The sequence below is a fragment of the Sphingobium sp. V4 genome (assembly GCF_029590555.1).
Classification (GTDB): Bacteria; Pseudomonadota; Alphaproteobacteria; order Sphingomonadales; family Sphingomonadaceae; genus Sphingobium.
In genome coordinates this window covers 1,690,431-1,717,209 of sequence record NZ_CP081001.1, presented here as the reverse complement: position 1 = coordinate 1,717,209, position 26,779 = coordinate 1,690,431, and the positions used below count along the sequence as shown (strand labels likewise).

General features: G+C 65.0%; 23 protein-coding genes and 1 tRNA gene. 10 read left to right on the top strand and 14 right to left on the bottom strand.

Annotated features, from left to right (window positions below):
• Nucleotides 1–216: 216 nt before the first annotated feature.
• Nucleotides 217–292, bottom strand: a tRNA-Lys gene (locus K3M67_RS08635).
• A 41-nt stretch (nt 293–333) separates the two neighbouring features.
• The gene (gene folK, locus K3M67_RS08630) at nt 334–843 is read right to left on the bottom strand and encodes a 2-amino-4-hydroxy-6-hydroxymethyldihydropteridine diphosphokinase (protein WP_066859065.1); all 510 of its coding nucleotides are present in this window, start codon (nt 841–843) and stop codon (nt 334–336) included.
• Nucleotides 844–866: 23 nt separating this feature from the next.
• On the opposite strand from folK, the gene K3M67_RS08625 reads away from it, so the two are divergent.
• Nucleotides 867–1,523 carry a uracil-DNA glycosylase gene (locus K3M67_RS08625; RefSeq protein ID WP_066859066.1) on the top strand — a complete coding sequence of 219 codons (657 nt, stop codon included), beginning with the start codon at nt 867–869 and terminating at the stop codon, nt 1,521–1,523.
• 43 nt (nt 1,524–1,566) lie between these two features.
• On the opposite strand, the gene K3M67_RS08620 is transcribed toward K3M67_RS08625, so the two are convergent.
• Together K3M67_RS08620 and parE are read right to left on the bottom strand one after the other, a co-directional pair.
• Nucleotides 1,567–2,850: a serine hydrolase gene (locus tag K3M67_RS08620; protein ID WP_232313740.1), complete on the bottom strand. Its 1,284-nt coding sequence runs from the start codon at nt 2,848–2,850 to the stop codon at nt 1,567–1,569.
• A gap of 50 nt (nt 2,851–2,900) precedes the next feature.
• Nucleotides 2,901–4,877 carry a DNA topoisomerase IV subunit B gene (gene parE / locus K3M67_RS08615; RefSeq protein ID WP_066859067.1) on the bottom strand — a complete coding sequence of 659 codons (1,977 nt, stop codon included), beginning with the start codon at nt 4,875–4,877 and terminating at the stop codon, nt 2,901–2,903.
• 158 nt (nt 4,878–5,035) lie between these two features.
• Here parE and K3M67_RS08610 point away from each other — a divergent pair, with 158 nt between their 5' ends.
• Complete coding sequence (locus K3M67_RS08610; protein ID WP_066859068.1) at nt 5,036–5,878, top strand: outer membrane protein; 843 nt, start codon at nt 5,036–5,038, stop codon at nt 5,876–5,878.
• A 60-nt stretch (nt 5,879–5,938) separates the two neighbouring features.
• Here the strand turns inward: K3M67_RS08610 and K3M67_RS08605 are convergent, their stop codons facing one another.
• Nucleotides 5,939–6,631, bottom strand: coding sequence for a GcrA family cell cycle regulator (locus K3M67_RS08605; RefSeq protein ID WP_285831284.1), 693 nt, complete (start codon nt 6,629–6,631; stop codon nt 5,939–5,941).
• A 116-nt stretch (nt 6,632–6,747) separates the two neighbouring features.
• Between K3M67_RS08605 and K3M67_RS08600 the strand changes: the two genes are divergently transcribed.
• Entirely contained in the window at nt 6,748–7,596 is an 849-nt protein-coding gene (locus K3M67_RS08600; protein WP_285831283.1) for an ABC transporter permease, read from the top strand.
• A 131-nt stretch (nt 7,597–7,727) separates the two neighbouring features.
• Here K3M67_RS08600 and K3M67_RS08595 read toward each other — a convergent pair whose 3' ends face one another.
• A complete protein-coding gene (locus K3M67_RS08595) occupies nt 7,728–9,041 on the bottom strand; it encodes a UDP-glucose dehydrogenase family protein (protein ID WP_285831282.1) in 1,314 nt (437 codons plus the stop codon).
• Between the two features lie 167 nt (nt 9,042–9,208).
• On the opposite strand from K3M67_RS08595, the gene wecB reads away from it, so the two are divergent.
• The 4 genes from wecB (at nt 9,209) to K3M67_RS08575 (ending at nt 14,691) form a co-directional block, all read left to right on the top strand.
• A complete protein-coding gene (gene wecB, locus K3M67_RS08590; RefSeq protein WP_066859072.1) occupies nt 9,209–10,342 on the top strand; it encodes a non-hydrolyzing UDP-N-acetylglucosamine 2-epimerase in 1,134 nt (377 codons plus the stop codon).
• Between the two features lie 78 nt (nt 10,343–10,420).
• Nucleotides 10,421–11,731 carry a UDP-N-acetyl-D-mannosamine dehydrogenase gene (gene wecC / locus K3M67_RS08585; protein ID WP_066859073.1) on the top strand — a complete coding sequence of 437 codons (1,311 nt, stop codon included), beginning with the start codon at nt 10,421–10,423 and terminating at the stop codon, nt 11,729–11,731.
• Nucleotides 11,732–11,854: 123 nt separating this feature from the next.
• Nucleotides 11,855–12,559: a polysaccharide biosynthesis/export family protein gene (locus tag K3M67_RS08580; protein ID WP_066859074.1), complete on the top strand. Its 705-nt coding sequence runs from the start codon at nt 11,855–11,857 to the stop codon at nt 12,557–12,559.
• Complete coding sequence (locus K3M67_RS08575) at nt 12,559–14,691, top strand: GumC family protein (RefSeq protein ID WP_285831281.1); 2,133 nt, start codon at nt 12,559–12,561, stop codon at nt 14,689–14,691. Before K3M67_RS08580 ends, K3M67_RS08575 begins: the two co-directional genes overlap by 1 nt.
• 17 nt (nt 14,692–14,708) lie before the next feature.
• Here the strand turns inward: K3M67_RS08575 and K3M67_RS08570 are convergent, their stop codons facing one another.
• The 5 genes from K3M67_RS08570 to K3M67_RS08550 form a co-directional block, all read right to left on the bottom strand.
• Nucleotides 14,709–14,843 (bottom strand): hypothetical protein, encoded by a 135-nt coding sequence (locus K3M67_RS08570; RefSeq protein ID WP_269747239.1) that lies wholly within the window; start codon nt 14,841–14,843, stop codon nt 14,709–14,711.
• Nucleotides 14,844–14,874: 31 nt separating this feature from the next.
• Nucleotides 14,875–16,281, bottom strand: a complete 1,407-nt coding sequence (otsA, locus tag K3M67_RS08565; protein WP_285831280.1) for an alpha,alpha-trehalose-phosphate synthase (UDP-forming) — start codon at nt 16,279–16,281, stop codon at nt 14,875–14,877.
• Complete coding sequence (locus K3M67_RS08560) at nt 16,278–18,095, bottom strand: glycoside hydrolase family 15 protein (RefSeq protein ID WP_269747240.1); 1,818 nt, start codon at nt 18,093–18,095, stop codon at nt 16,278–16,280. Before K3M67_RS08560 ends, otsA begins: the two co-directional genes overlap by 4 nt.
• A gap of 32 nt (nt 18,096–18,127) precedes the next feature.
• Nucleotides 18,128–18,907 (bottom strand): trehalose-phosphatase, encoded by a 780-nt coding sequence (otsB, locus tag K3M67_RS08555; RefSeq protein ID WP_285831279.1) that lies wholly within the window; start codon nt 18,905–18,907, stop codon nt 18,128–18,130.
• A gap of 63 nt (nt 18,908–18,970) precedes the next feature.
• Nucleotides 18,971–19,141 carry a hypothetical protein gene (locus K3M67_RS08550; protein WP_198162889.1) on the bottom strand — a complete coding sequence of 57 codons (171 nt, stop codon included), beginning with the start codon at nt 19,139–19,141 and terminating at the stop codon, nt 18,971–18,973.
• Between the two features lie 131 nt (nt 19,142–19,272).
• On the opposite strand from K3M67_RS08550, the gene K3M67_RS08545 reads away from it, so the two are divergent.
• From K3M67_RS08545 to K3M67_RS08535, 3 genes are all read left to right on the top strand, one after another.
• On the top strand, nt 19,273–20,193 hold the full coding sequence (locus K3M67_RS08545; RefSeq protein WP_285831278.1) for a LysR substrate-binding domain-containing protein: 921 nt from the start codon (nt 19,273–19,275) through the stop codon (nt 20,191–20,193).
• 117 nt (nt 20,194–20,310) lie between these two features.
• On the top strand, nt 20,311–22,599 hold the full coding sequence (gene parC / locus K3M67_RS08540) for a DNA topoisomerase IV subunit A (RefSeq protein ID WP_285831277.1): 2,289 nt from the start codon (nt 20,311–20,313) through the stop codon (nt 22,597–22,599).
• A gap of 60 nt (nt 22,600–22,659) precedes the next feature.
• Entirely contained in the window at nt 22,660–24,414 is a 1,755-nt protein-coding gene (locus K3M67_RS08535; protein ID WP_285831276.1) for a putative bifunctional diguanylate cyclase/phosphodiesterase, read from the top strand.
• Here K3M67_RS08535 and K3M67_RS08530 read toward each other — a convergent pair.
• The 3 genes from K3M67_RS08530 to K3M67_RS08520 are packed head-to-tail and all read right to left on the bottom strand — an operon-like array spanning nt 24,378 to nt 26,744.
• Complete coding sequence (locus tag K3M67_RS08530; RefSeq protein ID WP_066859079.1) at nt 24,378–25,589, bottom strand: CCA tRNA nucleotidyltransferase; 1,212 nt, start codon at nt 25,587–25,589, stop codon at nt 24,378–24,380. The two genes, K3M67_RS08535 and K3M67_RS08530, sit on opposite strands and share 37 nt — an antisense overlap.
• Nucleotides 25,570–26,181 carry a CoA pyrophosphatase gene (locus tag K3M67_RS08525; RefSeq protein WP_285831275.1) on the bottom strand — a complete coding sequence of 204 codons (612 nt, stop codon included), beginning with the start codon at nt 26,179–26,181 and terminating at the stop codon, nt 25,570–25,572. Before K3M67_RS08525 ends, K3M67_RS08530 begins: the two co-directional genes overlap by 20 nt.
• A complete protein-coding gene (locus tag K3M67_RS08520) occupies nt 26,178–26,744 on the bottom strand; it encodes a DUF1285 domain-containing protein (RefSeq protein WP_285832914.1) in 567 nt (188 codons plus the stop codon). The genes K3M67_RS08525 and K3M67_RS08520 overlap by 4 nt, the downstream gene beginning before the upstream one ends.
• Nucleotides 26,745–26,779 lie beyond the last annotated feature (35 nt).

The following is a 26,779-nucleotide window of genomic DNA, read 5'->3' as shown; positions in this document are numbered from 1 at the left end:
GCGTTAGACGCTGGCCCGTCCGATGCTTAACGAGCAAATATGTTTAGTTCGATAGACACTTTCGGTAGACGCGGGATGACTTGATTATCGAATAATTCCGAGGCTTTACCTCGACATTAGGGACGGCATTCGGGGGGACCGTTTCAGGAGACTGTACGGTTTTGGAACCGTTTGGAGTACGGTTTTCCAACGATTTCATGCTGTTCCGGGGGGGGGTGGTGAGCCCTGCTGGGTTCGAACCAGCGACCTACTGATTAAAAGTCAGTTGCTCTACCGACTGAGCTAAGGGCCCCCGAAGAGGTGGTGGACCCCTAGAGGGGGCGGGGCGGATGGTCAACCTCTTGTCGCGCGTTTCGCTTTTGCTTTTTGCAGGCGCGCGCGCAGATGGCGGACGCGCAGTCCCGTGACCGGATCGGGCCACCCGCTCGCGATGGCGTGCAACGGGTTGAGAACGAAGGCCCGACTGCGAAAGGCGGCATGGGGAATCGTCAGTGTCCGGCTGTCCCATCGCCCGCCAGACCAGAGGATGATGTCGATGTCGACGCTGCGCGCGCCCCAGCGACGATGGCGGCGGCGGCCCAGGTGGTTTTCGACCTGTTGCAGAAGGGCGAGCATTGCCGGCGGGGCGAGGGGGCTTTCCACCAGCAGCGCCCCATTGGCGAAGATACGGGCGGACGGACCGAGTGGCGGCGTCGCGATGGTCGGTGACACCGCTCGCAATCGGGTTTCCATTGCGATCAGCGCCGTCGCCTCCGCGAGCAGGCGGGGCGGCGTGCGCCGGGCGGAAAGCGGCCGGTTCGATCCCAGCGCCAGCGCATAGATGTGGGTTCTTGTGTCCACCATGGGGCTGCGCCTATCTGCTTGCGATGATCCTGGAAAGCCCCCTGCCTGAAACCGAGCCGCCGCGCGACTGCGCGCGCTGCCCCCGGCTGGTCGCATTGCGCGAGGAATGCCGCGCCGAACATCCTGACTGGTGGAATGCGCCGGTGCCGGCCTTTGGCGATCCCCAGGCGCGCATCGCCATCATCGGCCTGGCGCCGGGCCGGCAGGGCGCTAACCGGACCGGACGCCCGTTCACGGGCGACCATGCCGGCACTCTGCTGTTCTCGACCTTGTCACGGCATGGACTGGTCGAAGGGCGCTATGACGGGCGCCCCGACGATGGCCTAGTCCTGCGGGGGGCGATCATCCTCAATGCGGTCAAATGCCTGCCGCCGCAGAACAAGCCGGTGCCGCAGGAAATCCATAATTGCCGCCCGTTCCTGGCGGATGCCGTCGCGGCCTTGCCTCGCGCTCGCACCTTCGTCGCGCTGGGGGAGGTCGCGCACCAGTCGGCGGTGAAGATATTGGGCGGCAAGCTGCCCAAGGCGCGCTTTGCCCATCAGGCCGAACATAGGATGCCCGATGGCCGGATGCTGATCGACAGCTATCATTGCTCCCGATATAATCAGAATATCGGCCGGCTGACGGCGGACATGCTCGATGCGGTGTTTGCCCGCGCTGTGGAACTGGCAGCGATCTAGATATCGGCGCGACAAGGCGGAACCGGCAGGCGCAGCAACCCGGTCAGTGAATATCCCCGGCCAAGAGGTTCAGCGCCCTTGTCATCAGCGCGACGAATCTGGCCTCGTCGAGCCGCGCTGCGGGGTTGTTCCAGCTTCCGCTGACCGCATACCAGGCGCCGTCTCTCCCTTGCGCCAGCATGTTCATCGCCATGACGCCGGGTTCGCTGCCCCCCTTGTACCCCAGATAGCGCCAGCGCCGCGCGTCCGCCGGGGCAATGCCGGGATTGACGGCCAGGATCGGCAGCGCGTCGCCGCCATGAAGGCGCAGCCAGTCGAGCAGGGCGATCATGTCGCGGGAACTTGCGAACCATTCGACGCTCTCGATCGCGACCGGCATTTCGGCGACGCTGCCCACATCGACCTTGTCCGCGGTCAGTCGCTGGGCAGATTCTCGCAGCAACGCGCGGCGCGAAGCGGGCGAACCCGCCTCGAAGCGCCGGCGCAGATCGCTGTTGGCGGGCATCTTGAGCGCGAACGCTTCGGCCGTGGTGAGCAGCGGCGATGCCGTTCCAGGATCGGCATGACCGGCGGCTTGCCGCATGGCATCGACCCGGTCGCGGCCCAGCGCGAGCAGCAGCGTGTCGCTGGCGCTATTGTCGCTTTCGGCGATCATTGCGGTGGCGAGGCTGTGCAGCGTCATGGGCGCCTTGTCCGGCCACGCCGCCAGCCGACCCGAAAAGCTCTTCGGACCGAGCGGGATGCTGTCGCTCCAGCGATGTTCGCGGGCCGCGACGGCGCGCGCCAGTTCCGCGAGGATGTAGAGCTTGAAGCTGGAGCCGGTCGCCATCTGCGTATCGGTGCGATGGCCGTACAATATTTGCGGGCCTGCGTCGGTCAGCCTGGCGATGGCGAAGGCGGTCGAGCCGGGCAGGGCGGCAATGTCGGCCATCACCTTGTCCAGGCTGTCATGGGCGGTACGCGCGCCGATGATGTGCAGGCCGATCACGCGATGGGGCGGTTGCGGGGAGATGACGAGGGTGAAGCCCACGGTTGCTCGCTCGAATCGGATTTCGACCTGGCCGGCCGTTGCGGTCTCGCTGCGGACCGATCCGAGGGAAAGGGGCTGGCCGTGCCGGGCGCGCAGATCGGCCGCGACCGCGCGCCAGCGATCGACCGGCACGGCGTCGCGGAAGAGGGGCGCAAAATAATCATCCTCGTCACCCGGAGCGGCGAGGATGCGAACCAGTTGTTCGGCGCGGGATCGATAGGTCGGATCGGCCTGGGCCGATGCGCGCATGGGAAGGGCCAGGAGAATCAGCGCGAACAGGATCGACCATGGACGCACGCGCTACCTCCGCCGGTTTCGGACCGAAGGAAAAGCCATCGGTCCGGTCCTCACGCGTCGATCGCTTCCTCGTCCACCGCTGCGGCATTTTCCTGGATGAAGGCGAAGCGGTGGGCGGGGTTGGTGCCCATCAGCCGGTCGACCAGGTCGCGAACCTGCTGTCGGTCCTCGACATCGTCGGGCAGCGTGATGCGGATCAGCATCCGTGTCTTGGGGTCCATGGTGGTTTCGCGCAGCTGCATCGGGTTCATTTCGCCCAGACCCTTGAAGCGGCTGATATCGACCTTCTTGCCCTTGAACTCCTTGGCCAGCAGTTCCTCGCGATGGGCGTCATCTTTGGCGTACAGGCTCTTGCCGCCCGCGACCAGGCGGTAAAGCGGGGGCTGTGCCAGATAGAGATGCCCGCGCCGCACCAGTTCCGGCATTTCCTGGAAGAAGAAGGTCATCAGCAAAGTGGCGATATGCGCGCCATCGACATCGGCGTCGGTCATGATGACGATGCGTTCATAGCGCAGATTGTCGGGATTGCAGTCCTTGCGCGTGCCGCAGCCCAGCGCCAGGATCATGTCGGCAATTTCCTGGTTGGCCAGTATCTTGGCGGTGTTCGCTGATGCAACGTTGAGGATCTTGCCGCGCAGCGGCAGGATCGCCTGGGTCTTGCGATCGCGCGCCTGCTTGGCGGAACCGCCGGCGGAATCGCCTTCGACCAGGAAGATTTCGGCGCCTTCGGGATCATCATTGGAACAGTCGGTGAGCTTGCCGGGCAGGCGCAGCTTGCGGCTGTTGGTGGCGGTCTTGCGCTTGACCTCCTTCTCCTGCTTGCGCTTCAGGCGCTCGTCCATGCGATCCAGCACATAGGCTAGCAGCGCCTTGCCCCGGTCCATATGGTCGGTGAGATAATGGTCGAAATGGTCGCGCACGGCATTTTCCACCAGCCGCGCCGCATCGGGGCTGGTCAGCCGATCCTTCGTCTGGCTCTGGAACTGGGGATCGCGGATGAAGACGGACAGCATGATCTCCGACGAGGTCATGATATCGTCGGCGGTGATGTCCTTCGCCTTCTTCTGGCCGACAAGATCGCCGAACGCCCGGATGCCCTTCACCAACGCGGCGCGCAGGCCGGCCTCATGGGTGCCGCCGTCCGGCGTCGGAATGGTGTTGCAATACCAGCTGTAGCTGCCGTCCGACCAGAGCGGCCAGGCGACCGCCCATTCGACCCGGCCCGCTATGCCCGGGAAATCCTGATTGCCCGAAAAAAAGACGCTGGTCGCACAGTCGCGGTCGCCGACCTGCTCCTTCAGATGGTCGGCAAGGCCGCCGGGAAACTGGAAGACAGCCTCAGCGGGCGTGTCGTCGCTGATGAGCGAGGGGTCGCATTTCCAGCGTATCTCCACGCCCGCGAACAGATAGGCCTTGGATCGGGCCAGGCGGTGGAGGCGGGCGGGCTTGAACTTCTGTTCGCCGAAAATCTCGGTGTCGGGAATGAAGCTGACCGACGTGCCGCGCCGGTTGGGCGCCGCGCCGACCTTCTCCAGCGCGGTCCTGGGCAGCCCCTGCGAGAAGCTCTGGCGGAACAGCTCCTTGTTGCGCGCCACTTCGACCACGGTCGTGGTGGAAAGCGCATTGACCACCGAAATGCCCACGCCATGCAGGCCGCCGGAGGTGGCATAAGCCTTCCCCTCGAACTTGCCGCCCGAATGGAGCGTGGTGAGGATCACCTCCAGTGCCGACTTGTCCGGGAATTTGGGATGCGGATCGACGGGAATGCCACGGCCATTGTCGGTGATGGTCAGACGGTTGCCCGCTTCCAGCGTCACCTCGATCCGGGTGGCGTGACCCGCGACCGCTTCGTCCATGCTGTTGTCCAGCACCTCGCTGGCGAGATGGTGCAGCGCGCGCTCGTCCGTGCCGCCGATATACATGCCCGGACGCCGGCGCACCGGCTCCAGTCCTTCCAGCACCTCGATAGTGGAAGCATCATATTGCTGCGTGGGTGAGGTGTTGGCGGCGAACAGGTCTTCGGACATGGGCACAAGCTATAAGCGGGCGGGCGAAGGGCGCAAGGGTTGCAAGCGGGCAACCCCAGCAAAGAAAAGTAACAGATTGCAGTGCAACAAAAATTGGGGTGGCTCGTTTGCGCTGGCGATGGCGGATCGAATGACCGCTCAGGCGAGGAGAAATAATTATGAAGTTGATCGCGATCGCGCCGCTTGGCGCCACCCTGGCGTTTGTTCTGGCGACGCCGGCCCTTGCGCAGGACAGCGGCGGCGGGGTCGATTGGACCGGGCCCTATGTCGGCGGTTCGTTCGGCTATAATTGGCAGAAGCGGGATGGCGGCGAGCATCTGCGTTTCGATACCGATGCCGACGGCGTCTATGACGATGCCGTGACCACCGCTGCCGGCGCCAATGCCTTTTCGCCGGGCACCTGCGGCGGCGCGGCGCGCGGGGCGACTCCGGGCGCCGGCTGCAACAGCGACAAGGACGCGATCGGCTGGATGGGGCATGTCGGCTATGACATGCAGTTCGGCAGCCTGGTGGCTGGCGTCGTCGCCGAAGCCGGCCAAGCCTATGTCGACGACAAGGTCAGCGAATTTTCGACGACCCCGGCATTCTACACCATGCGGCGCAAGATCGACTGGAATGCCAATCTGCGCGCGCGGCTGGGCTATACGACGCCTGGCGGCATAATGCCTTACATCACCGGAGGCTTGGCCTACGCCAAGGTGAAAAATAATTTCAACACCAGTAACGGCGTCAACAGCTTCACGGAGGAAAGCCGGAGCGAGGATGGTTGGGGCTGGACCATGGGCGGCGGTGTCGAGGCCAAGGTTTCGAGCAATTTCTCGATCGGCGCGCGCTATTTGTGGACCCGTTACAATGTCGGCGACTATCGGGTCGATGTCGGCGCGGGCAGCGCGCCGGCGACCAATCCCTTCCGGATCACCCCGTCGGGCGGCGCCAGCATCAATCGCGGCGACAAGTTCGACACGCAAAGCGTGATGGTGACGACCAGCTTCCGCTTCTGATTGTTCGATATGAATGGAAAAGGGCCGGCTCCCCTGGGGAACCGGCCCTTTTCGATAGGCTTAGCGAACGCGCGGGCCGCCAAACGGCATCGGCGGCGGTGGGCGGCGCGTGCCGCGTGGCAACTGCGCCTGATAGGCGCGCCCGCAATGCTCGACGCAATAGGGGAAGCCGGGGTTCACCTGCTCACCGCAGAAATGGAAGTCGGGTTCGCCCGGATGCCCCATCGGCCACTTGCAGATACGCTCGGTCAGGTCGAGCAGGCTGGTCTTGTCGGCGATTTCCGGGCTGGGCTTGGCCGGTACGAGACGGCGCGGAGGCGCGGGCGGGATCGGTGCCTGCTGGTCGCCCGGACCCTGGCGCAGGAAGCCGCCGGGGCCGACCGAGACGATGCGCGGCTGCGGTGGAGGGGGCGGCGCATCCGCGGACGCGGCGGCAACTGCGGGCGCAGCCGGAGCGGCGGGCGCGACCGGCGCTGGCTGGCGCGGCGGGGCCGGTGGCGGTGCGATCGGTGCGGCGGCTGCGCGCGGCGCCTCCACTTCGGGTGCAGGGGCGGGCTTGCGCGGCGGGGCGGCCTTCTTGGGCGCCTCGTTCGCCTTTACCGGCGAGGGGCGGGATTGCAGGCCCAGGCGATGCGCCTTGCCGATCACCGCATTGCGGCTGACGCCGCCCAGTTCGTCCGCAATCTGGCTGGCGGTCAGGCCACGTTCCCACATCGCCTTGAGCTGGTCGATACGCTCGTCGGTCCAGGACAATGAAAACTCCTCAAAAATCGTCTATGGCTTCCCATATGGGAAGCGCGGCGCGCAGGTTCAAATCCCCGGACCTGACCCCTTGCGGCACAACGGTTCAGCCGATAGTCGATCTGCCCATGAACGACCAGCCCAAAATTGCCACCGAATCGTTGTTTGCCGAACCGGGGGTGCCGCAGATACGGAACGTGAACTGGGCTGGCACCTGGGCGCTCTATCGCAAGGAAGTGCGCCGTTTCATGAAGGTGCAACTCCAGACGGTATGGGCGCCGGCGATCACCACGCTCATGTTCCTCATCATCTTCATCGTCGCGCTGGGCGGCGGCGGTCGTACCGTGACGCTACGCGGGGAGGCGGTCCCCTTTGCCGACTTCATCGCGCCCGGCCTCATCATCATGGGCATGATCAACGCCTGTTTCGCGAATGCCAGCTTCTCGCTGATGGTGGGGAAGGTGCAGGGGACTCTGGTCGACTATCTGATGCCACCTATTTCGGTTGGTGAACTGCTGTTCGCGCTCGCGGCCTCCTCGGTGACGCGCGCGGTGCTGGTGGGCTGTGCCCTTTGGCTGGCGATGGTGGCCTGGCCCGGCGTCCATGTGACGCCGGCGCATCTCTGGGCGGTGATCTGGTTCGGCCTGCTCGGTACCAGCTTCATCGCCTTTCTTGGTGTGCTGACGTCAATCTGGGCGGAAAAGTTCGATCATGGCGCGGCGATCACCAATTTCGTGATCGGTCCGCTCGCGCTGCTGTCGGGCACTTTTTATTCGATCGACCGGCTGCCACCTTTTTTTCAGGGGATCAGCCATGCCAACCCCTTCTTCTACATCATCTCGGGATTCCGCTACGGTTTCGTCGCGGCGGCGGATACCAATGTGGTGACGGGCAGCCTCGTGCTGCTGGCGCTCAACCTGATCTTCGGTGGTCTCTGCTATGGCCTTTTGCGCCGGGGCTGGAAGATCAAGGCCTGAGCCGCTTTAGATAAATGCGAAAAGAACCGGCATGACGATCATCATGCCGGTCAGCAGCAGGGCTGCGATCATCCAGTGACGGATGCGAGGAAGGGCGCGGTGATGACCATGCCCTTCCTCCCAGGGCCAGATCAATGCCCCGCGCTACCGACGCGGGACAGGGAGAAGCCTGCATCGGCCGCTTCGGCGAGGGGGTAGATGTTGCGCAGGTCGACGAGGGCGTTGCCGGTCATGGAGGCGGCGAGGCGCTTGAGGTCGAGGGCGCGGAAGATGTCCCATTCGGTGACGAGGACGAGGGCGTCGGCGCCCTTCGCGGCTTCATAGGCGTCCTTTGCCATCGTGACGCCGGGCATCATCGGGGCGGCGACCTCCATGCCTTCGGGATCATAGGCGACGATCTTCGCGCCGGCATCCTCGAGCGCCTGGACGATGGCGATGCTGGGGGCGTCGCGCATGTCGTCGGTATTGGGCTTGAAGGTGAGGCCGAGCAGCGCGACCGTCTTGCCGCGCGCATCGCCGCCCAGCGCCTTGACGATCTTGCGGCCCATCGCCCGCTTGCGCAGGTCGTTGACCTGCACGACCGTCTCGACGATGCGGATCGGCGCGTCATGGTCCTGACCGGTCTTGACCAGCGCCAGCGTGTCCTTGGGGAAGCAGGAGCCGCCATAGCCCGGCCCTGCGTGCAGGAACTTGGAACCGATGCGGTTGTCGAGGCCGATGCCGCGCGACACGTCCTGCACCTCGGCGCCGACCGCCTCGCACAGGTCCGCCATCTCGTTGATGAAGGTGATCTTGGTCGCCAGGAAGGCGTTGGCGGCATATTTGATCAGTTCGGCGGTGCGACGGCCGGTGAACATGAGCGGTGCCTGGTTGAGGTTGAGCGGCCGGTAGATCTGGCTCATGACCGCGATGGCGCGCTCCGATCCGGTGGTGCCCACGACGACGCGGTCGGGCCGCTTGAAGTCGCCGATGGCGGCGCCTTCGCGCAGGAATTCGGGGTTGGAGACGACCTGGATGTCGAGGTCCGGGCGCAGGTCGCGTGCGATCCGCTCGACTTCGTCGCCGGTGCCCACGGGCACGGTCGACTTGGTGACGATCACCGCCGGCCCGTCCAGCGCCTCGACGATCTCCCGCGCCGCAGCATAGACATAGCTCAGGTCCGCATGGCCGTCGCCTCGGCGCGAGGGCGTGCCGACCGCGATGAAGATCGCGTCCGCGCCCTTGACCCCTGCTGCCAGATCGGTGGTGAAGGTCAGCCGCCCGGCCGCCGCATTGCCGCCGACCAACTGGTCCAGGCCCGGCTCGAAGATCGGCATCCGCCCGGATTCGATCGCCGCGATCTTGCCCGCATCCTTGTCGACGCACACGACGTCATGCCCGAAATCCGCAAAACAGGCTCCCGACACAAGGCCCACATAACCTGTGCCGATCATGGTGATTTTCATGAGGTGCTCTGGCTCCGCAAAGAAAGAATATGATGTAGCATGGCTTCAGGAAAACCTCTGCACAATTTGGTTCGCTGCAATGCAGCGAGAAAATGCGCAAGCGATTCAGGGGCTGTATACCAATTTCTGCGACAGGTGGAGCGTAGGGGCAGGCAGAAGGAAGAGCCGTGAAGATTGCCATTGTGTTCGGGACGAGGCCCGAAGCGATCAAGATGTTTCCGGTGGTCCATGCGCTGCGGGCCAGGCAGGGCGTGCAAACCCGCGTCATCGTCACTGCGCAGCATCGCAACCTACTGGATCAGGTGCTGGAGATAGCGGGCATAACGCCTGACATCGATCTGGACGTGATGCTCCCCAACCAGACCCTGGACGGGCTGACGGCCCGGTTGATCGTCGAACTGGGCAAGGCTTTCGATGCCGAGAGACCCGACCGGGTGGTCGTTCATGGCGATACGCTCACGACCATGGTGGCCAGTCTTGCCGCCTATTATCGCAAGATTCCGGTTGCCCATGTCGAGGCAGGGCTGCGCAGCGGCGACATCCATCACCCTTGGCCGGAGGAGGTGAATCGCCGCGTGGTCGCCTGCATCGCCGATATGAACTTCGCGCCGACTCAGGCGGCCGCGGATGCGCTGCGAGCCGAAAATCGCGACCCTGCGAGTATCCACATCACCGGTAACACCGTGATCGACGCGCTGCTGGCGACTCGCGCGCGGGTACTGGCGGAGCCGTCCCTGGCGAGCGGACTGGACGATCTTGCTGCGCGCTTCGCGGGTAAACGGATCGTCGCCGTCACCAGCCACCGGCGCGAGAATTTCGGTGGCGGGATGGAAGCGATCGCCCGCTCGATCGCGGACATCGCCGCGCGGCCCGACGTGGCCGTGATCTTCCCCGTCCATCCCAACCCCAATGTCCGCCCGGTGATGGACGCCGTGCTCGGCGGCCTTCCCAATGTCGCGATGATCGAGCCGCTCGACTATCCGCATTTCGTCCGGCTGCTCGACCTCTGCCATCTCGTATTGACCGACAGCGGCGGCGTGCAGGAGGAAGCGCCCTCGCTCGGCAAGCCGGTGCTGGTGATGCGCGAGACGACCGAGCGCCCCGAAGGCGTCGAAGCGGGCACAGCCAAGCTGGTCGGGGCAGACCGGGAGCGCATCGTGCGCGCGGTGTTGGCCTTGCTCGATGACGAAGACGCCTATCAGGCGATGGCGCGCGCGCACAACCCCTTCGGCGATGGGAAGGCGGCGGAACGGATTGCGGCGGTGATGGCCATGGTGAAACCCGCGGTACGCGCCGCCTGACGTCTCATTACCGAAATCTTCAGCATTTCCGCGCAGAAGGGCAGCCAAATCGAACCGGCCCAAAGGATTGCCTGCCCCATGCCCGTCGACACCAAGCAGAAGGTTTCCGTCATCGGCCTTGGCTATATCGGCCTGCCGACCGCCGCTCTGATCGCGCGCGGGGGATGCCAGGTAGTGGGCGTGGACGTGTCGGCCCATGTGGTCGAAACAGTCAATTCGGGCCGAGTCCATATCGAGGAAGTCGATCTTGACGGCCTGGTTCAGGGCGTGGTCGCGCGGGGCCATCTGCGCGCCAGCCTGGACGTCGAGCAAAGCGACGTCTTCATCATTGCTGTCCCGACCCCGGTGGCGGAAGATCGCGCGCCGGACATCTCCTATGTCCTGAAGGCGGCACGGACCATCGCGCCGGTGCTGAAGCCCGGGGACACGGTGATCCTGGAATCCACGTCTCCGGTCGGCACGACCGAGGCGCTGCGCGACGTGATCGGCTCGCTGCGCGCCGACCTCAGAATGCCCGGGCAGGGCGCCCAGGGCGACATCGCCATCGCCTATTGCCCGGAGCGGGTTCTGCCGGGCCGCATCCTGGTCGAACTGATCGACAATGACCGCTGTATCGGCGGGATCACGCCGCGTTGCGCGCGCAAGGCGCTGGGCTTCTACCGCCAGTTCGTGCGCGGCGCCTGCATCACCACCACGGCCCGCGCAGCGGAAATGGTGAAGCTGGTCGAAAACAGCTTCCGCGACGTCAACATCGCCTTCGCCAACGAATTGTCGGTGATCGCGGAGAATATGGATATCGACGTGTGGGAGGTGATCCGCCTCGCCAACCGGCATCCGCGCGTCAACATCCTCAATCCCGGCCCCGGTGTCGGTGGCCACTGCATCGCCGTCGATCCCTGGTTCATCGTCCATGGCGATCCCGAAAATGCCCGAATCATCCGCACAGCGCGCGAGGTGAATGATGGCAAGACGGATCATGTGGTCGCCAGAGCGTCGGACATGATCGATGACTTCGCGGGCGAGGACGTCGCCTGCCTCGGTCTTGCCTTCAAGGCGAATATCGACGATTTCCGCGAAAGTCCGGCGGTGAAGGTCGCCGCGCGCCTCGCCCGTCGCTATGGGCGCCGCATCAAGCTGGTCGAACCCTATGCGCAGTCGCTGCCCATGGAGTTTGCCGGGACGGGGGCCGAACTGATCGATCTCGATACGGCTCTGGAACAATGTGGCGTGTTCGTCATTCTGGTCGATCATGACATGTTCAAATCGGTCCCGGTGGACGAGCGCGCCGGCAAGGCGGTCTATGACACGCGGGGCATCTGGCCCGATCAGCCCCGTCGGCCCGACCAGCCTCACCGGATCGCGCCCGCACCGGACCGCATCGCCGTCTGACCGTCAGTGTGGCGGCGCGCCCCGTCGCGCCGACAGTTGCCATCGCCCTGTCCCGTCGTTAACCCCCGGATCCAACGGCGCCTGTCCGCGCCATGGATCAATCGCCAGAGGGGGACATGAGGCATGAGGCGCTGGCGCTCGCCGCGACTTTGGATGGCCGCCCTGCTCTTGCCGGGTCTGACGGGCTGCGCGACCGTGGAGGATGCGCCTGCGGGGGAGGCGGCCTATGCTATCGTGCCGCCGCCGCCGGCCGTGGGCATGGATTATCGCCTGTCGCCCGAGGACGTGCTGCGCATCCAGGTCTATCATGAGCCGGGCCTGTCGCTGGAGGATGCACAGGTGACGGCTGCTGGCATGGTCCGTATGCCGCTGATCGGCGACGTGCCGGTCGCGGGCCTGACCGCCGGTGAGGCCGCCGACGTCATCGCCGGGCGGTTGGGTGAGCGCTATCTGGTGTCGCCCCAGGTGACCTTGTTCGTGAAGAAGGCGGTGGGTCGTCGCATTACGCTGGACGGTGAGGTGCGGGAACCCGGCCTCTATCCGATCGAGGGACGATTGACCCTGTCCCAGGCAGTAGCATTGGCCAAGGGACCGACCCGGCTGGCGAGCCTCGGTCAGGTCGTGGTCGTGCGCCGCATGGATGGGGAGCGGCGGGCCGCGATGTTCGATCTTGCCGCCATCCGAAAGGGCGAAGCGCCCGATCCCGAAATTCTGCCCGGCGACCAGTTGATCGTCGGCCTGTCGCGCGCCAAGGCGATATTGGGCGGCGCGCTGATCGCGGTTCCGGCCATCGCTGCGGGCTTCATCGCGCTGGATGGAGATCGTTGATGGTCGCGACCCGGATCGATCCTGTGGACAGCCCGGAAGTGGAAGGCATTGGCGCCCGGTTGGCGAGCGCCGCGCGCACCTACTGGACGGTGCTGCGTCGGCACCGCGTGATCCTGTTCGTCACCATGGCGCTGTGCCTGCTGGCGGCGTTGCTCTACATCCTGCTGTCGACGCCGGACTATCGCGCCACGGCTTCGGTCGAAGTGGAGGACGTGCCCGCCGGCGCCGCCGGCGCGGGCGCGGCGCGATCGATGACCGACGACACGGAAACGGTCATGCAGACCGAATTGGAAGTGCTGCGCAGCCGCGCGCTGGCCGAAGAGGTGGTGCGCGACCTGGCACTGGTCGGCACGCCGACCTTTTTCGAGGGGATGGGCGTCAGCCGGCCCAAGGAAGGTTCGGCCGGCCTCAGCCAGCGGCAGGTCGAGCAGGAGCGGGTCGTTGCCCTGCTGCGCCGGAATCTGGAGGTGGAACTGCCCGGCAAGTCGCGGATCATCCGGATCAGCTTCGTCAGCGCCGACCCGGTGCTGTCGGCGCGGGTCGCCAACAGCTATGCCGACAGCCTGATCCGGTCGGACCTCAAACGTGGCTTCGAATCGGGCGTGCAGGCGCGGCGCTTCCTGCTGGGTGAACTGGACGGCGCTCGGCGCGACCTTTCGCGCGCGGAGCGAGAATTGGCCATTTATGCCGCCCGGACCGGAGGAGCGCCTGTCGAGCCGGATAAGGGCGCGCAGGAAGCGGGCAAGCCCCGGTCGCCCGAACCGAAGTTCGCGCCATCGGAAGGGTCGATCGAGACCCGGCTGGCGCAGCTCAACGGCTATCGCGCGCAGGCGGTGTCGGAACGGATCGCCGCGCAGAAGCGCTGGGAAAGCGCGAGACGCGCCAGTGTCGAGACGCTGCCGGAGGTGCTCAACAACGGCGCCATGCAGCAATTGATGGCGGAGCGGGCGCAAGCGCGCGCCGCGCTGGTCGAGGAACGGCAATTTCGCAAGGACGCGCACCCGGAAATGCGCGAGGCGCGCGCCAGGCTCGCGGCTTTGGACGATCAGGCGACGGAAATGGCGAACCGCATCCGTGCATCGCTCAAGGAGCAATATGACGTCGCCGTCCATGGCGAGAAGCAGATCGCGACCGAGATCGCGGGGCTGGAGCGCGATGCCCAGGCCGCGCGCGGACGCGATGTGCAACTCAGCATCTATGAAAGGTCGGTCGACACCTATCGGATGCTGCATGACAGCCTGTTGCAACGCTATCGCGACATGGCGTCGCAGGCGGGCTTCCAGGCCGGCCGTATTCAGCCGCTGGACCGGGCGGCCGTGCCGGCGCACCCTTTCTCGCCCAAGATCGGCGAAACGCTGCTTCTTGCTGCGCTCGGCGGGCTGGCGCTGGGGCTGTTGCTGGTGGCGGCGCGGCATATATTCGACGATGCGGTGACGTCCGCGGACACGCTGGCCGAACGGGTGGGCCTGCCGCTGCTGGGTGCGGTGCCTGTGACGGGGGATAATCCGCAGCCGCCCGAAATCTTCACGCCCATCGCGCGTTCGCTGTTGCTGGCGTCCGCAGGCGGCTTGCCGCGCTCCATCCTCGTCACCAGTGCGCAGGAAGGGGAAGGCAAGTCCTTGACGCTCAATGCCTTGGCGCGTGCGCTGGCGGGTCTCGGCAAGACCGTGCTGGTCATCGATGGCGACATGCGCCGGCCGGTGCAGCACGCGCTCTTCCGCGTCGCGCCCGGCAAGGGCATCAGCGAAGTGCTGACAGGGCAGGCGAGGGCGGCCGACGCGATCATCCCGACCGGCGTCGAGCGCCTGGCGCTGCTGCCGTGCGGCGCGGTGCCGCCCAATCCGGCCGAACTGCTGGCCACGCCGGCGCTCGACGATCTGCTGGCGGCGGTGCGAGACGATTATGACACGATCCTGATCGACGCGCCGCCGATCCTAGGGCTGGGCGATACGCCCCTTCTGGGCGCGCGCGTGCAGGCGAGCTTGATGGTCGTAGAATGGGGCCGCAACCATCATGGCGGTCTCCGCGTCTCGGTCGATCGGTTGCGCCGCGCGGGAGGCGTCATCATCGGCGCCATCCTGACCAAGCAGCAGGGACGCGCCTTTGAATATGACTATCATCGGGGCGGTTAGGAAGCCTTTGGCCCGCCCTATAGGACGTCCCCGAACATGAACCAGACCATGGCGATCCAGGCGGCAAGGCCGATGGCCCCCAATATCACGCCGGATCGGGCGCGGATGGCGGGCCACAGCCCGCGCGGTTCGTCTTCGTCGTCAATGTGCATCGGGCTGGCGTAGCGGCGGACGGGCCTTCGCTCAACCCGCCTCGACTTCGGCCTCTGCCCGCATGGCGGGGCGCTCCACCGCCATCAGCCGGCCGGTAAAGCATTGTCGCCACCAGCTGATGTCCTGCCCTTCGACGCTGTCCATCATCGCACGCCAGCGCCGCTTGCGTTCGTCCAGCGGCATCGCCAGCGCGCGATTGATCGCGTCGGACATTTCTTCCGGGCTATATGGGTTGATCAGCAGCGCGTCCTTCAGCTGCATCGCCGCCCCAGCGAACCGCGACAGGATCAGCACGCCGGGATCGTCGGGGTTTTGCGCCGCCACATATTCCTTGGCGACCAGGTTCATCCCGTCGCGCAGCGGCGTCACCAGGCCGATCTTCGCAGCTCGGTAGATACCGGCCAGCTTGTCGCGGGGATAGCCCTGGTTGACATAGCGGATAGGGGTCCAGTCCACATCGCTATACTCGCCATTGAGCCTTCCCGCGAGCGAATCGAGTGTCGCGCGGATCTGTTGATAGCTCTCAACTTCCCCGCGCGAAGGGGGGGCGATCTGGGTCAGCAGCACCTTGCGGTGATGTTCGGGATGGTCCTTTAGGAAACGGGCATAGCCGTTGAACCTCTCCTCCAGCCCCTTGCTATAGTCGAGCCGGTCGACGCCCACGATCATCGCCCGGTCCTGAAGCGAGGCGCGGAGCAGTTCGACCATGTCGCCCGCATCCTCGCTTACCGCCGCTTCTGCAAATTCCCTGGCGTTGATACCGATCGGGCAGGCGACGGCCTGGATCGTCCGGTCACCGACCGTGACAAAATCGCCATCCACCGTCCCGCCCATCTCCTTTTCGACATAGTGGCGGAAGGATTCGAGCCATTCCTCGGTATGGAAGCCGATCACGTCATAGGCGAACAGCGTGCTGACCAGCTTGGTATGATGGGGCAACGACACCAGCAGGCGGGTGGGCGGCCATGGAATGTGAAGGAAAAAGCCCATCCGGTTGTTCAGTCCACGGTCGCGCAGCATCTGGCCCAGCGGGATCATGTGATAATCATGCACCCAGATGATGTCTTCCGGCTCGATCAGCGGCATCGCCGTGTCGGCGAACCGCTGGTTGACGCGATTATAGCCCCCCTCGAAATCGCGCGCATATTCGGCCAGGTCGATGCGGAAATGGAACAGCGGCCAGAGTGTCTTGTTGGCGTAGCCGTTATAATATTCGTCAACATCCTGTTCTTCCAGGTCGATCGTCGCGGTCTTGACCCCTTCATCCTCGGCGAAGCCGATATGGCCGGTAAAATTGTCCGTGATCTCCCCCGACCAGCCGACCCAGATGCCGCGGCTCTCGCGTAGCGCCTGCGACAGGGCGACGGCCAGGCCACCCTGGTTGCCGGTCTTGCTGGGGCGGCTGACCCGGTTGGAAATGACGATCAGGCGGCTCATCGCATCGCGCTCCACGGTTTGCTCAGCAAGACGGCGCAGTTGATGATGCCGACCAACGAGTAGGTTTGGGGATAGTTGCCCCATAGTTCCCCGGACATGGGGTCGATGTCCTCCGACAGCAGGCCCGCAGCGGTGCGGCGGGACAGCATTTCCTCGAACAGGGCACGCGCCTCCTCGGTGCGTCCGGTGCGATGCAGCGCCTCGATCAACCAGAAGGTGCAGACGTTGAAGGCCGTCACCGGTTCGCCGAAATCATCAGGTGTGCTGTAGCGGAGCATGTCGTTGCCGCGCCGCAGGTCTGCCTCCAGCGCGGCCAGCGTGCCGACGAACATCGGATCGTCCGGGGTCAGGAAGCGCAGGTCCAGCAACTGGAGCAGGGATGCGTCGCGCGCATCATCCTCGAAATTGGCCGAAATCGCCTTGCTGTCGTTCCGCCAGGCGGCTTCCAATATGCGCGCCTTCATCGTGTCGGCGCGGTTCTTCCAGTGGGCGGCGCGCAGCGGTAGGTCGAGTGCGGCGGCAGCGTGGGCGAGGCGGTCGCAGGCAGCCCAGCACATCACTGCGCTATAGCTGTGGACATGGGCGCGGGTGCGCAATTCCCACAGGCCTGCGTCCGGCTGATCATAGACCATCCAGGCGCGCTCGCCGACCGCTTCCAGCGACTCGAAATCGGCATGGCCCGCCATCCGCAACAAGCGCTGGTCGATGAAGCCCTGAACCGATGACAGGACGATCTGGCCATAGGCGTCATGCTGGACCTGACTGTAGGCGGCGTTGCCGACTCGCACAGGCCCCATGCCGCGATAGCCCGGCAGGCTGTCGGCCTCCCATTCGGTCAGCGTCGCATTGCCGCGCACGTCATAGAGCGGCTGGATGTGCCCGCCCTTCGCGCCATCGACGATATTGCGGAGATAGACGAGATAGGTTTCCAGCACGTCGAGCGCGCCAAGGCGATTGAGCGCCTCGACGGTGTAATAGGCGTCGCGTACCCAGCAGTAGCGATAGTCCCAGTTTCGCCCGCTGTCGGCATGCTCGGGGATGGAGGTGGTGAGCGCGGCGACGATCGCGCCGGTTTCCTCATGCTGGCAAAGTTTCAGGGTAATGGCCGACCGGATCACCGCCTCCTGCCATTCGGCGGGAATGGCGAGGCCGCGCACCCAGAGTTGCCATTCATGGATGGTGTCGTCCAGCATCCGCTCGATCGCGGGGCGCAGCGCGTCCGAAAAGCCTTCGTCCGGCCCCATGAAAAAATGCATGTCCTGTTCCAGCCGGAACCAGCTTTCCTGACTGATGAGCCCGATCGGGGCGTTGGTCGACACGCGCATCGCCATGTAGGACAGGACCATGCGGATATGGTTGGAGCCGTAGCTGACGGGCACCTTGTCCGCGTTCCAGCTCGTCGTCGGCCTCAGCCTGACGCGAATGCGGGGGCTGCCCGACACCGGCCGCACGATGCGGATGAAGGCGACGGGGCGATAGATGCGGCCCTTCTGCTTGTGGCGCGGACAGAAATCATAGGTTTCGATCGCATTGCCCTGCGCGTCACTCTGGCGCGTGACCAGGATGGGCGTGTTGCGGATATAATGCTGCTCGATCGCGACGACATTTTCCAGTTCGATCGCCCAGAAACCGCGCGACTGGCCGTCGTCCCAATCCTTGTTATCCAGCAGCGCGGAAAAGACGGGGTCGCCGTCCACGCGCGGCACGCAGGCCCACACCATGCGGCCCGCGCGGTCGATCAGCGCGGAAGCCTGGCAGTTGCCGATAGGCCAGAGGTCGAGCGTGCGCTCGTTTCCGGCGTGGATGGAAGACATTGGCTCTTGGATTTTTCCGGCCCCTTCGACGCTCAGGATGATGGGCGCCGACAATCCTGTGCGGCGATCCCCTGCGCCAGATAATGCCTGACGGCGGCAACCTGTTCCAATCGGAAGGACGCAAAAGTGGCTCGGAGCGTCCCGACCAATATGCCCGCGCCCCCCAGTTCGGCCGCCACGGCAAAGCCTTCCTCATCGGTGATGTCGTCGCCGATGAAGACGGGCACGCCTCTCGACATCATGGGATGTCCCATCAGCTTGCGTACCGCGCTGCCCTTGTCGGCGCCGCCGGGGCGAAGCTCATACAGCATCTTGCCGTGCTGGACGGTCAGGCCATGCTCATCCGCCTGTTCTTCCGCCAGCGTCCGGGCCGCTTCGCCCCATGGCGGTGCGCCACGGAAGTGAAGGCCGACGCTGATCGACTTGCGTTCGACCAGCAGGCCCGGCTTGTCTTCGGCGAAGGCATGGAAGGCTGCCTCCACCGCGTCGATGGCGGGCAGGCGGGGCGGCGCGTCCACCGGTTCGCCGGGGCGGGCAAATTCCAGCCCATGCGTGCCGGCAAGGAAAAAATCACCAAAGCCAAGCGTGCGGAGCGTGGTCACGGAACGGCCGCTGACGATCGCCAGTCGGCCGTCCAGCGTATCACGCAGGCCGGCCAGCATGGCGAGGAGGTCATCGTCCACATCCACCGCATCGGGCGTCTCGGCCAACGGTGCCAGCGTTCCATCGAAATCGAGGAAAAGCGCCGCGTCCGCCAGCAGGGCAACGGGTGGGGAGGGAAGGGCGGGCGGGGAGGGCTGTGGGTCGGTCACGGCCTTGAAAGTGGCGCTCCCGGTCGAAATCGCAACCCCCCATCTCGCAGGTGCGGCACTTTTCTACGATCGGCAGCGCCGGTCGGGGGAGGGAGAATCTGTCCACGGCGACGCCCACTGAACGCGGTGCAGGGCACGGAATGCCTGCATGATTCCGGCCAGCAACGCGTCGATGCTGCGGTTGGCATGTTCGCGGCCGTCATTCCACAGCCGGTCGTCATATTCGTCACGCATGATGCGATCCTCGCTTATGAGTCGGTGGTAAGGAGCGGCGCGATGTCCGCTGGCGCAGGAATGGAGTTTTTGCGCGGTGCGCGCCAACAAAAGGCTGGACGGTGTAAATAAGCTCAGCTTATTGAATGTCCATGTCCCCCCTGCCGCCACTCTCCGCCATCCGCGTCTTCGAAGCCGCCGCGCGGCTGGAGAATTTCACTGCCGCCGGGCAGGAACTTGGAATGACCCAGGCGGCGGTCAGCTATCAGGTGAAGCTATTGGAGGAGCGGCTGGGCCTCAGCCTGTTTCAGCGGCTCGGGCGCAAGGTGGCTCTGACCGACAAGGGGCGGGAAATCGCCCCGGTCCTCACCCGCGCCTTCGATCTGATGCGCGACGGTTTTGCCGCGCTGACGCAGGATCATGCCGCGGTGCTGACGATCAGTTGCACCAACAGTTTCGCGCATCTCTGGCTGGCGCCCCGGATCGGCGCGTTCCAGATGCGTCACCCCCAACTCGCGGTGCGGATCCAGGCCGAAGATGCCGTGGTCGATCTGGCGCGCGACGGAGTAGACCTCGCGATCCGGGGCGGCAAGGGGGAATGGCCGGGGCTGGAGGCAAGGTTGCTAACGCACAATCGCCTTGTCCCGATGTGCAGTCCGGCCTGGCTGGAGCGGCACGGCCGCATTGCCGATGCGCAGGCGTTGCACGCGGCGCCGCGCCTCTCGCCCGACGATATGTGGTGGCACGAATGGTTCGCCGCCATGGGGGTGGAGGCCGACCCGGCGGACGGCCCGCCCGGCATCGCGCTCGACAGCCAGGTGATGGAAGGTCGGGCCGCCATTTCAGGGCAGGGCATCGCCATCCTCAATCATTTCCTCTGGAAGGCGGAGGTGGAAGCCGGACTGCTGGTGGAGGCCGTGCCTTCCTATGTCCGCGAGATCGCCAGCTACTGGATCGTCTATCCGCCCCACGCGCGCAACATTCCGAAGGTCAAGGCATTCCGCGACTGGATCACGGCCGAATTCGCAGCCGCGATCGCCGCGGACGGGGAGGGACGGTATCTGCCACGCTGAGGCCGGTCCTTAATCCGGTGGGACGACCACCGCGCCATCACCGCCGCCCTCGACAAGCTGACGGGTGACCGAGCAAATCCGTTTCCGTTTCGTGCTCGCTTTGCTAAGCCATCGGCGATGACTGATTTCCGCGACCCGTTCGACGCCATCAAGGATCACCCGTTCGACGACGCGCTGTCCGAGCGCTATCTCGTCTACGCCCTGTCGACTATCACCGCCCGCTCGCTGCCTGACCTGCGCGACGGGTTGAAGCCGGTGCATCGTCGTCTGCTCTGGGCGATGCGCCTCCTGCGCATGGAGCCGGGCGGTGCGAACCCGGACGTGCTGGTCGCCAATCCCGCGCGCAACACGACCGCCTACAAGAAATGCGCCCGCGTCGTCGGCGACGTGATCGGCAAATATCACCCGCATGGCGACGCGTCGGTTTACGATGCGATGGTGCGGCTGGCGCAGGATTTCTCGCTGCGCACTCCGCTGGTCGATGGTCAGGGCAATTTCGGCAATATCGACGGCGATAATGCGGCGGCGATGCGCTATACCGAAGCGCGCCTTACGCAAGCCGCCGCCGATCTGATGGCGGGTCTGGATGAAGGAACGGTCGATTTCCGTCCCACCTATAATGGTGAGGATGAGGAGCCGGAGGTATTCCCCGGCCTCTTCCCCAATCTTCTCGCCAACGGCGCCAGCGGCATCGCTGTGGGCATGGCGACGAGTATTCCGCCGCACAATGTCAGCGAATTGATCGATGCAGCCAATCTGCTGATCGACGATCCCGAGGCCGATCATGCCGCGCTGATGCAGATCGTGAAGGGACCGGACTTCCCTACCGGCGGCGTGCTGGTCGACAGTCCGTCGATCATCTCCGAAGCCTATGCTACCGGGCGCGGCGCCTTCCGCACGCGGGCGCGCTGGCACAAGGAGGATAATGGACGCGGCACCTGGATCGCCGTCGTCACGCAAATCCCCTATCAGGTCCAGAAATCCAAGCTGATCGAACAGATTGCGGCGCTCATCAACGACAAGAAGCTGCCGATCCTGGCCGATGTGCGCGATGAATCCGACACGGAAATCCGCATTGTCATCGAACCGCGCGCCCGGACGGTGGACGAACAGGTGCTGATGGACAGCCTGTTCCGCCTGACCGACCTCGAAAATCGCTTCCCGCTGAACCTCAACGTGCTGGACGCCACGCGCACGCCGCGCGTCCTGGGTCTCAAGCCGCTGCTCATAGAATGGCTCAAGCACCAGATCGACGTGCTGGTCCGCCGCGCCCAGCATCGACTGGAGAAGATCGCCGGCCGGCTGGAACTGCTCGACGGCTATATCATCGCCTATCTCAACCTCGACCGGGTGATCGAGATCATCCGCACCGAGGATGAGCCGAAAGACGTGATGATGGCGGAATTCAGCCTGACCGACCGGCAGGCCGAGGCGATCCTCAACATGCGGCTGCGTTCCCTGAGGAAGCTGGAGGAAATGGAACTGCGCCGCGAGCATGGCGAACTGGTCAAGGAGAAGGAGGAACTGGAGAAACTGGTCGAAAGCCCCGCTCGTCAGCGCACCCGTCTCAAGAAGGATCTGGCCGCGCTGCGCAAGCGCTATGGGCCGGAAACCGAGCTGGGCCGCCGCCGCTCGCTGGTGGAAGAGGCCGCGCCCGCGCGGGAAATCCCGCTGGAAGCAATGATCGAGCGCGAGCCGATTACCGTCATCCTGTCCGAACGCGGCTGGATCAGGGCGATGAGCGGCCACCGCGATCTTGCCGCTGCCGATACGCTGAAATTCAAGGAAGGCGACGGGCCGCAATATGCCTTCCACGCCTACACCACCGACAAGCTGCTGCTCGCGACGTCGACCGGGCGCATTTACACGCTGGCGTCGGACAAGCTGCCGGGTGGGCGCGGCTTCGGCGATCCTGTGCGATCACTGGTGGACATGGACAATGAAGGCGCGATCGTCGCGCTGATGCCGGCAAGGGTCGGCGGTGAAATCCTGTTCGCTTCCTCGGATGGGCGGGGCTTCATTGCCGCGGTGGGCGACATCATCGCTGAAACGCGCAAGGGCAAGCAGGTCGTGAATGTCCGGGCCGGCTGCAAGCTGGCGGTCGTGCATCCCGTCATTCCAGGGGCGGATAGCATCGCGGTGATCGGCGAGAACCGCAAATTGCTGGTCTTCGCGATCGGCGAGATGCCGAAGATGGCGCGCGGGCAGGGCGTGCAGTTGCAGCGCTACCGGGATGGAGGACTTTCCGACGCCATCGCCTTCCGGCTGTCGGACGGTCTCAGCTGGACGATGGGAGGCGAATCGGGTCGGACCCGGACCGAATCGGACATGACTCCCTGGAAAGTCGCGCGGGGGGCCGCCGGGCGTATGCCGCCGACTGGTTTCCCCCGCGATAACCGCTTTTGATTCATCGCAAATCCCAACGACGTTTCCGGAATATTTACCGCTTCCCGATAGGCCGGACCCATGGAATCCATGTCCGTGCGCAACTGGCCGGTCAACAAGACCAGCAGTAAGCCTCTGTGCGGGGACGATGACGCGCATCTTGATCCGGGGATTACAGCCGATCAATGGCTTGCAGCATTGCCGCAATCCGCGGGAATATTATATTTCGAAAACGGCAACCTGTCGGTTGTCGCCGGCAATCGCCGCTTCCTCGACGCGCTGGTCCGTTATCGGCAACGGACTGCCGGGAAGGTGCAAGAAGCCGATGAATGGGTCGGGCGCATCGCCGACTTCCTGGCGTCAGGGAACGATGCGCTCAGCTTTGAGATGGGCCGCGATGGCAAGCTCGGGCCGGAATATTTCATGTGTACCCTGGGGCGGCTGCCGGCTGATGGAGAGGACGGGCACAAGATCCTGCTGACCATCACCGACCGAACGACCGAGCGGGCGATCGAGAAGAATCTGCGGCGCGAACTGCTGTCGGATGGATTGACGGCCTTGCCTAACCGCACCGGCTTCGGCGAGGAAATCGACGACCGGCTCCGGAATAATGCCTGGCCGGAGCACGCCCAGTTCGGGATCATTGCCATCGACCTCAGCCGGTTCAGCCGGGTGAATGAATCGCTGGGGCCGATGGCGGGCGACGAACTGCTGATTACCGTCGCCAAGCGTCTGAAATCCGGATTGCGGCAGGGCGACGTCCTGGCGCGTATCGGTGGCAATGATTTTGCGATATTTGCTCGTCTTAACAATGGCCTGTCTGACGCTCTTCATATCGTTCAGCGGATCAAGGAGGCGCTGAGTTCGCCCATCCGGCTCAGCGGCCTCCAGATCAGGGTGGATTGCGCGATCGGCTGCGCGCTTTCGATCAATCTGGAGGAGGACCCCGATGACGTGGTCCGCAAGGCGCAGGCGGCGGTGAAGATCGCCAAGCGGAGCGGCAAGGTCGAGATCTACCGCAATGGCGTGCTCAAAGAAGCGCAGCGGCGGTTTTCGATCGAGAGCCGGCTGCGCGACGCGCTGGCCCAAGGTGGGCTGGCGCTGGCTTATCAGCCGCTCATCCATCTTCAGACCGGCGAAATCACCGGTTTCGAGGCTCTGGCCCGCTGGGACGATGATGAACTGGGCCGGGTGCCCCCGACCGAGTTCATCGCCGTGGCCGAGGAAAGCGGCCTCATCACGTCGCTAGGTCGTTGGGCGGCCTATGAGGCCGCGCAGGCGCTGTCGCGCTGGGATGCCAAATTCGGACAGGTGATCCCGGTTGGGGTGAACGTCAATCTTTCGCCGATCCAGATGGCGCGCGACGATGTGGCCTCGATGTTCGAGGAGGCGCTGCGCTATTCGGGCGTCACCGGCAACCGGCTCACGGCCGAACTCACCGAAAGCGCGATCATCGCGGACCCTGACAAGGCTCGCAAATTGCTGTTTGCGCTCAAGGATCTTCAGATGCCGATCGCGATGGACGATTTCGGCACCGGCTTTTCCAACCTGGCGAGCCTGCACAGCCTGCCGATCGACATCCTCAAGATCGATCGCAGCTTCGTGTCGACCATGTTGGAGGACCGGGACAAGGCTGTCATCGTGCGAACCATATTGTCGCTGGCCGAATCGCTGAACCTTCGGGTCACGGCCGAAGGAATCGAGACGCAGGATCTGGCGCACGCGCTCCAGAAGATGGGCTGCTGGCAGGGGCAGGGCTACCATTTCGCGCGCCCGATGAGTGAAAATGATGCCTATGATTACTGGCGCGCGCGCTGGAATTTCGAGACGATCTGATCCGTCAGTTCCGCGACCCGCGCGGCGTTGGGGAAATCTTCCGCGACCCACAGTTTCTGCACTTCCTGCAGCGCCTTGGCGACATCGGGGCCGGGTTCCAGCCCCCGCGCGATCAAGGCTCCGCCACTGATCGGCAGCACCGGGGGCGTCCAACCGTTCAGCTCCGCCAGCGCGTCCAGCGACTGGCCGGCATCGAGCAGCAGCCTATCGGTCGCCCCATCGACGCCTATGCGATAGGCGAGCGCGCGAGGCGCTTCGCCGGCCACCGCCGGTTCCAGCGCTACCATCAACCGCTTGCGCGCCTTGTTGGACAGTTTCAGTCGAGCGCCCACCTGGTCCGCCTGCATCGGGTCCGGCGGCAACAGCGCGGCCAGGCGACGGAGGGCGGAAGGCGCGATGGCGGCTTTACCTTCCCGCGCGATCAGGCTTTCGACCCGGCAAACGCCGGCGTTGTCCACTTCGGGCAGGACGGGGCGCAAGATGCCGCCTTCGACCATCAGTCGCAGGGCATGGACCGGCGCGGCCCCGCCCAGCAGTTTGAGCATCTCGTCTGCGATCCGCTCGCGCGACAGGGCCATCAGGCTGTTGGCGGCGGCGATGCACGCATCGTAGGCGCTGCTGTCCAGTTCGTTGTCGCCATAGCGCGCCAGGAAGCGGAAGTAGCGCAGGATGCGCAGATGATCCTCGGCGATTCGCGCCGATGCGTCGCCGATGAAGCGCAGGCGTCGCGCCTCCAGATCGGCGATGCCGCCGAAAAAGTCGCTGATCGCGCCGGTCAGCGGATCGGCGTAGAGGGCGTTGATGGTGAAGTCCCGCCGCGCCGCGTCCTCGCGCCAGTCATCCGTATAGGCGATCGTCGCGCGGCGGCCGTCAGTGCTGACGTCGCGGCGCAATGTGGTGATCTCCACCGGCCCATCCGGCAGCACCGCTGTGATGGTCCCATGGTCGATGCCGGTCGGAACCGCCTTGACCCCCGCCGCCTTCAACCGGTCGATCACTTCTTGCGGGTCGAGCGTGGTCGCGATGTCGAGATCGTTGACGGGCAGGCCCAGCAATCCGTCGCGCACTGCGCCGCCGACAAGACGCGCCTTGCCCTCGGCCGCGCCCAGGGTTGTGAACAGGCTGTCCAGACCGTGGCGATGCTGCCATTCTGCGTCAGGCAGCAAGACGGTCATGGCCCAGCCTTCGGGAAATATTGGCGAGGATGGCGGCCGTGATCCCCCAGATTCGGCGCCCCTGCCAGTCGATCTCGTAATATTGTCGCAGAGCACCGGCAAACTCCACCTCGCGCCGCACCCGGTTCATCGGGTCGAGCGCATAGGCCAGGGGCACCTCGAACCAGTCGGCGACCTCTCCCTCCCGCGGGCGCAGCGGCAGGTCGGGCGGGATGACCCCCAGAACCGGCACGATGTCGAAGCCGGTGAAGGTATGATAGCGGTCGGATGTTCCGATCACCTGCACATGGTCGGGGTGCAGCGCGATTTCCTCCTGCGCCTCGCGCAATGCGCCGGCAATCTCGTCCGCATCGCCTTCATCCACCCGGCCGCCCGGAAAGGCGATCTGGCCGGCATGGTTCCGCAGCCGCGCCGAGCGTTCGGTCAGGATCAACCCCGGCTCGGGCCGGTCGGTGATCGCCACCAGCACCGCCGCGGGGGCGAGCGGAATGTCGCCCTCGATCCGCGGATCGCGCACATCGGATGGTTGCAACAAGTCGTCTCGGCGATGGCCTGCGTCGAGCGCGGCGCGCAGCCGCTCGGCCAGCGTCATGTCAGGCCGTCCAGTGCGAAAAAGGCGCCCTCGCTCCACAGGCCGACCCGTTCTCCGCCCTCGTCCAGCGCCAGGTTCATCAGTTCATAATAGACGCTGCGCGCGATCAGCGCTTCCATGCCGCCCCGAACATGGAGATAGGGGTGGGGGCCGTCGGGCGTTTCTCGCAGGGTCAGGCCATGGTCGCTGCCAGCCGTCAAGAGGTCGCCGCTGTTGAGCCGGAAGGTCAGCGTGCGGTCACGACCCTCGCCGTCGCTCCTGAGTTCGACCGCGACGAAAGGCGCATCCTCCACCTCTATGTCGAGTTTCTCGACCGGGGTGACGAGGACATGGCTGCCGTCCGGCTCGCGCCGCAATATGCTCGAAAAGAGGCGGACCATCGCCTCGCGGCCGATCGGCGAACCCTGATGGTACCAGGTGCCATCGCGCGCGATCCGCATCTCGCTGTCGCCGCAATGATCGGGGTTCCACTGCGCGACCGGTGGCAGGCGCTTTTCCTGCGCCAGGCGCGCAATATCGGCGAGCGACAGGGTGGACAGGTCTGGCAGTGGCTCCATCGGCATGGGCCGGAGATAGGAGCGCATCGCTCGGAACGCAA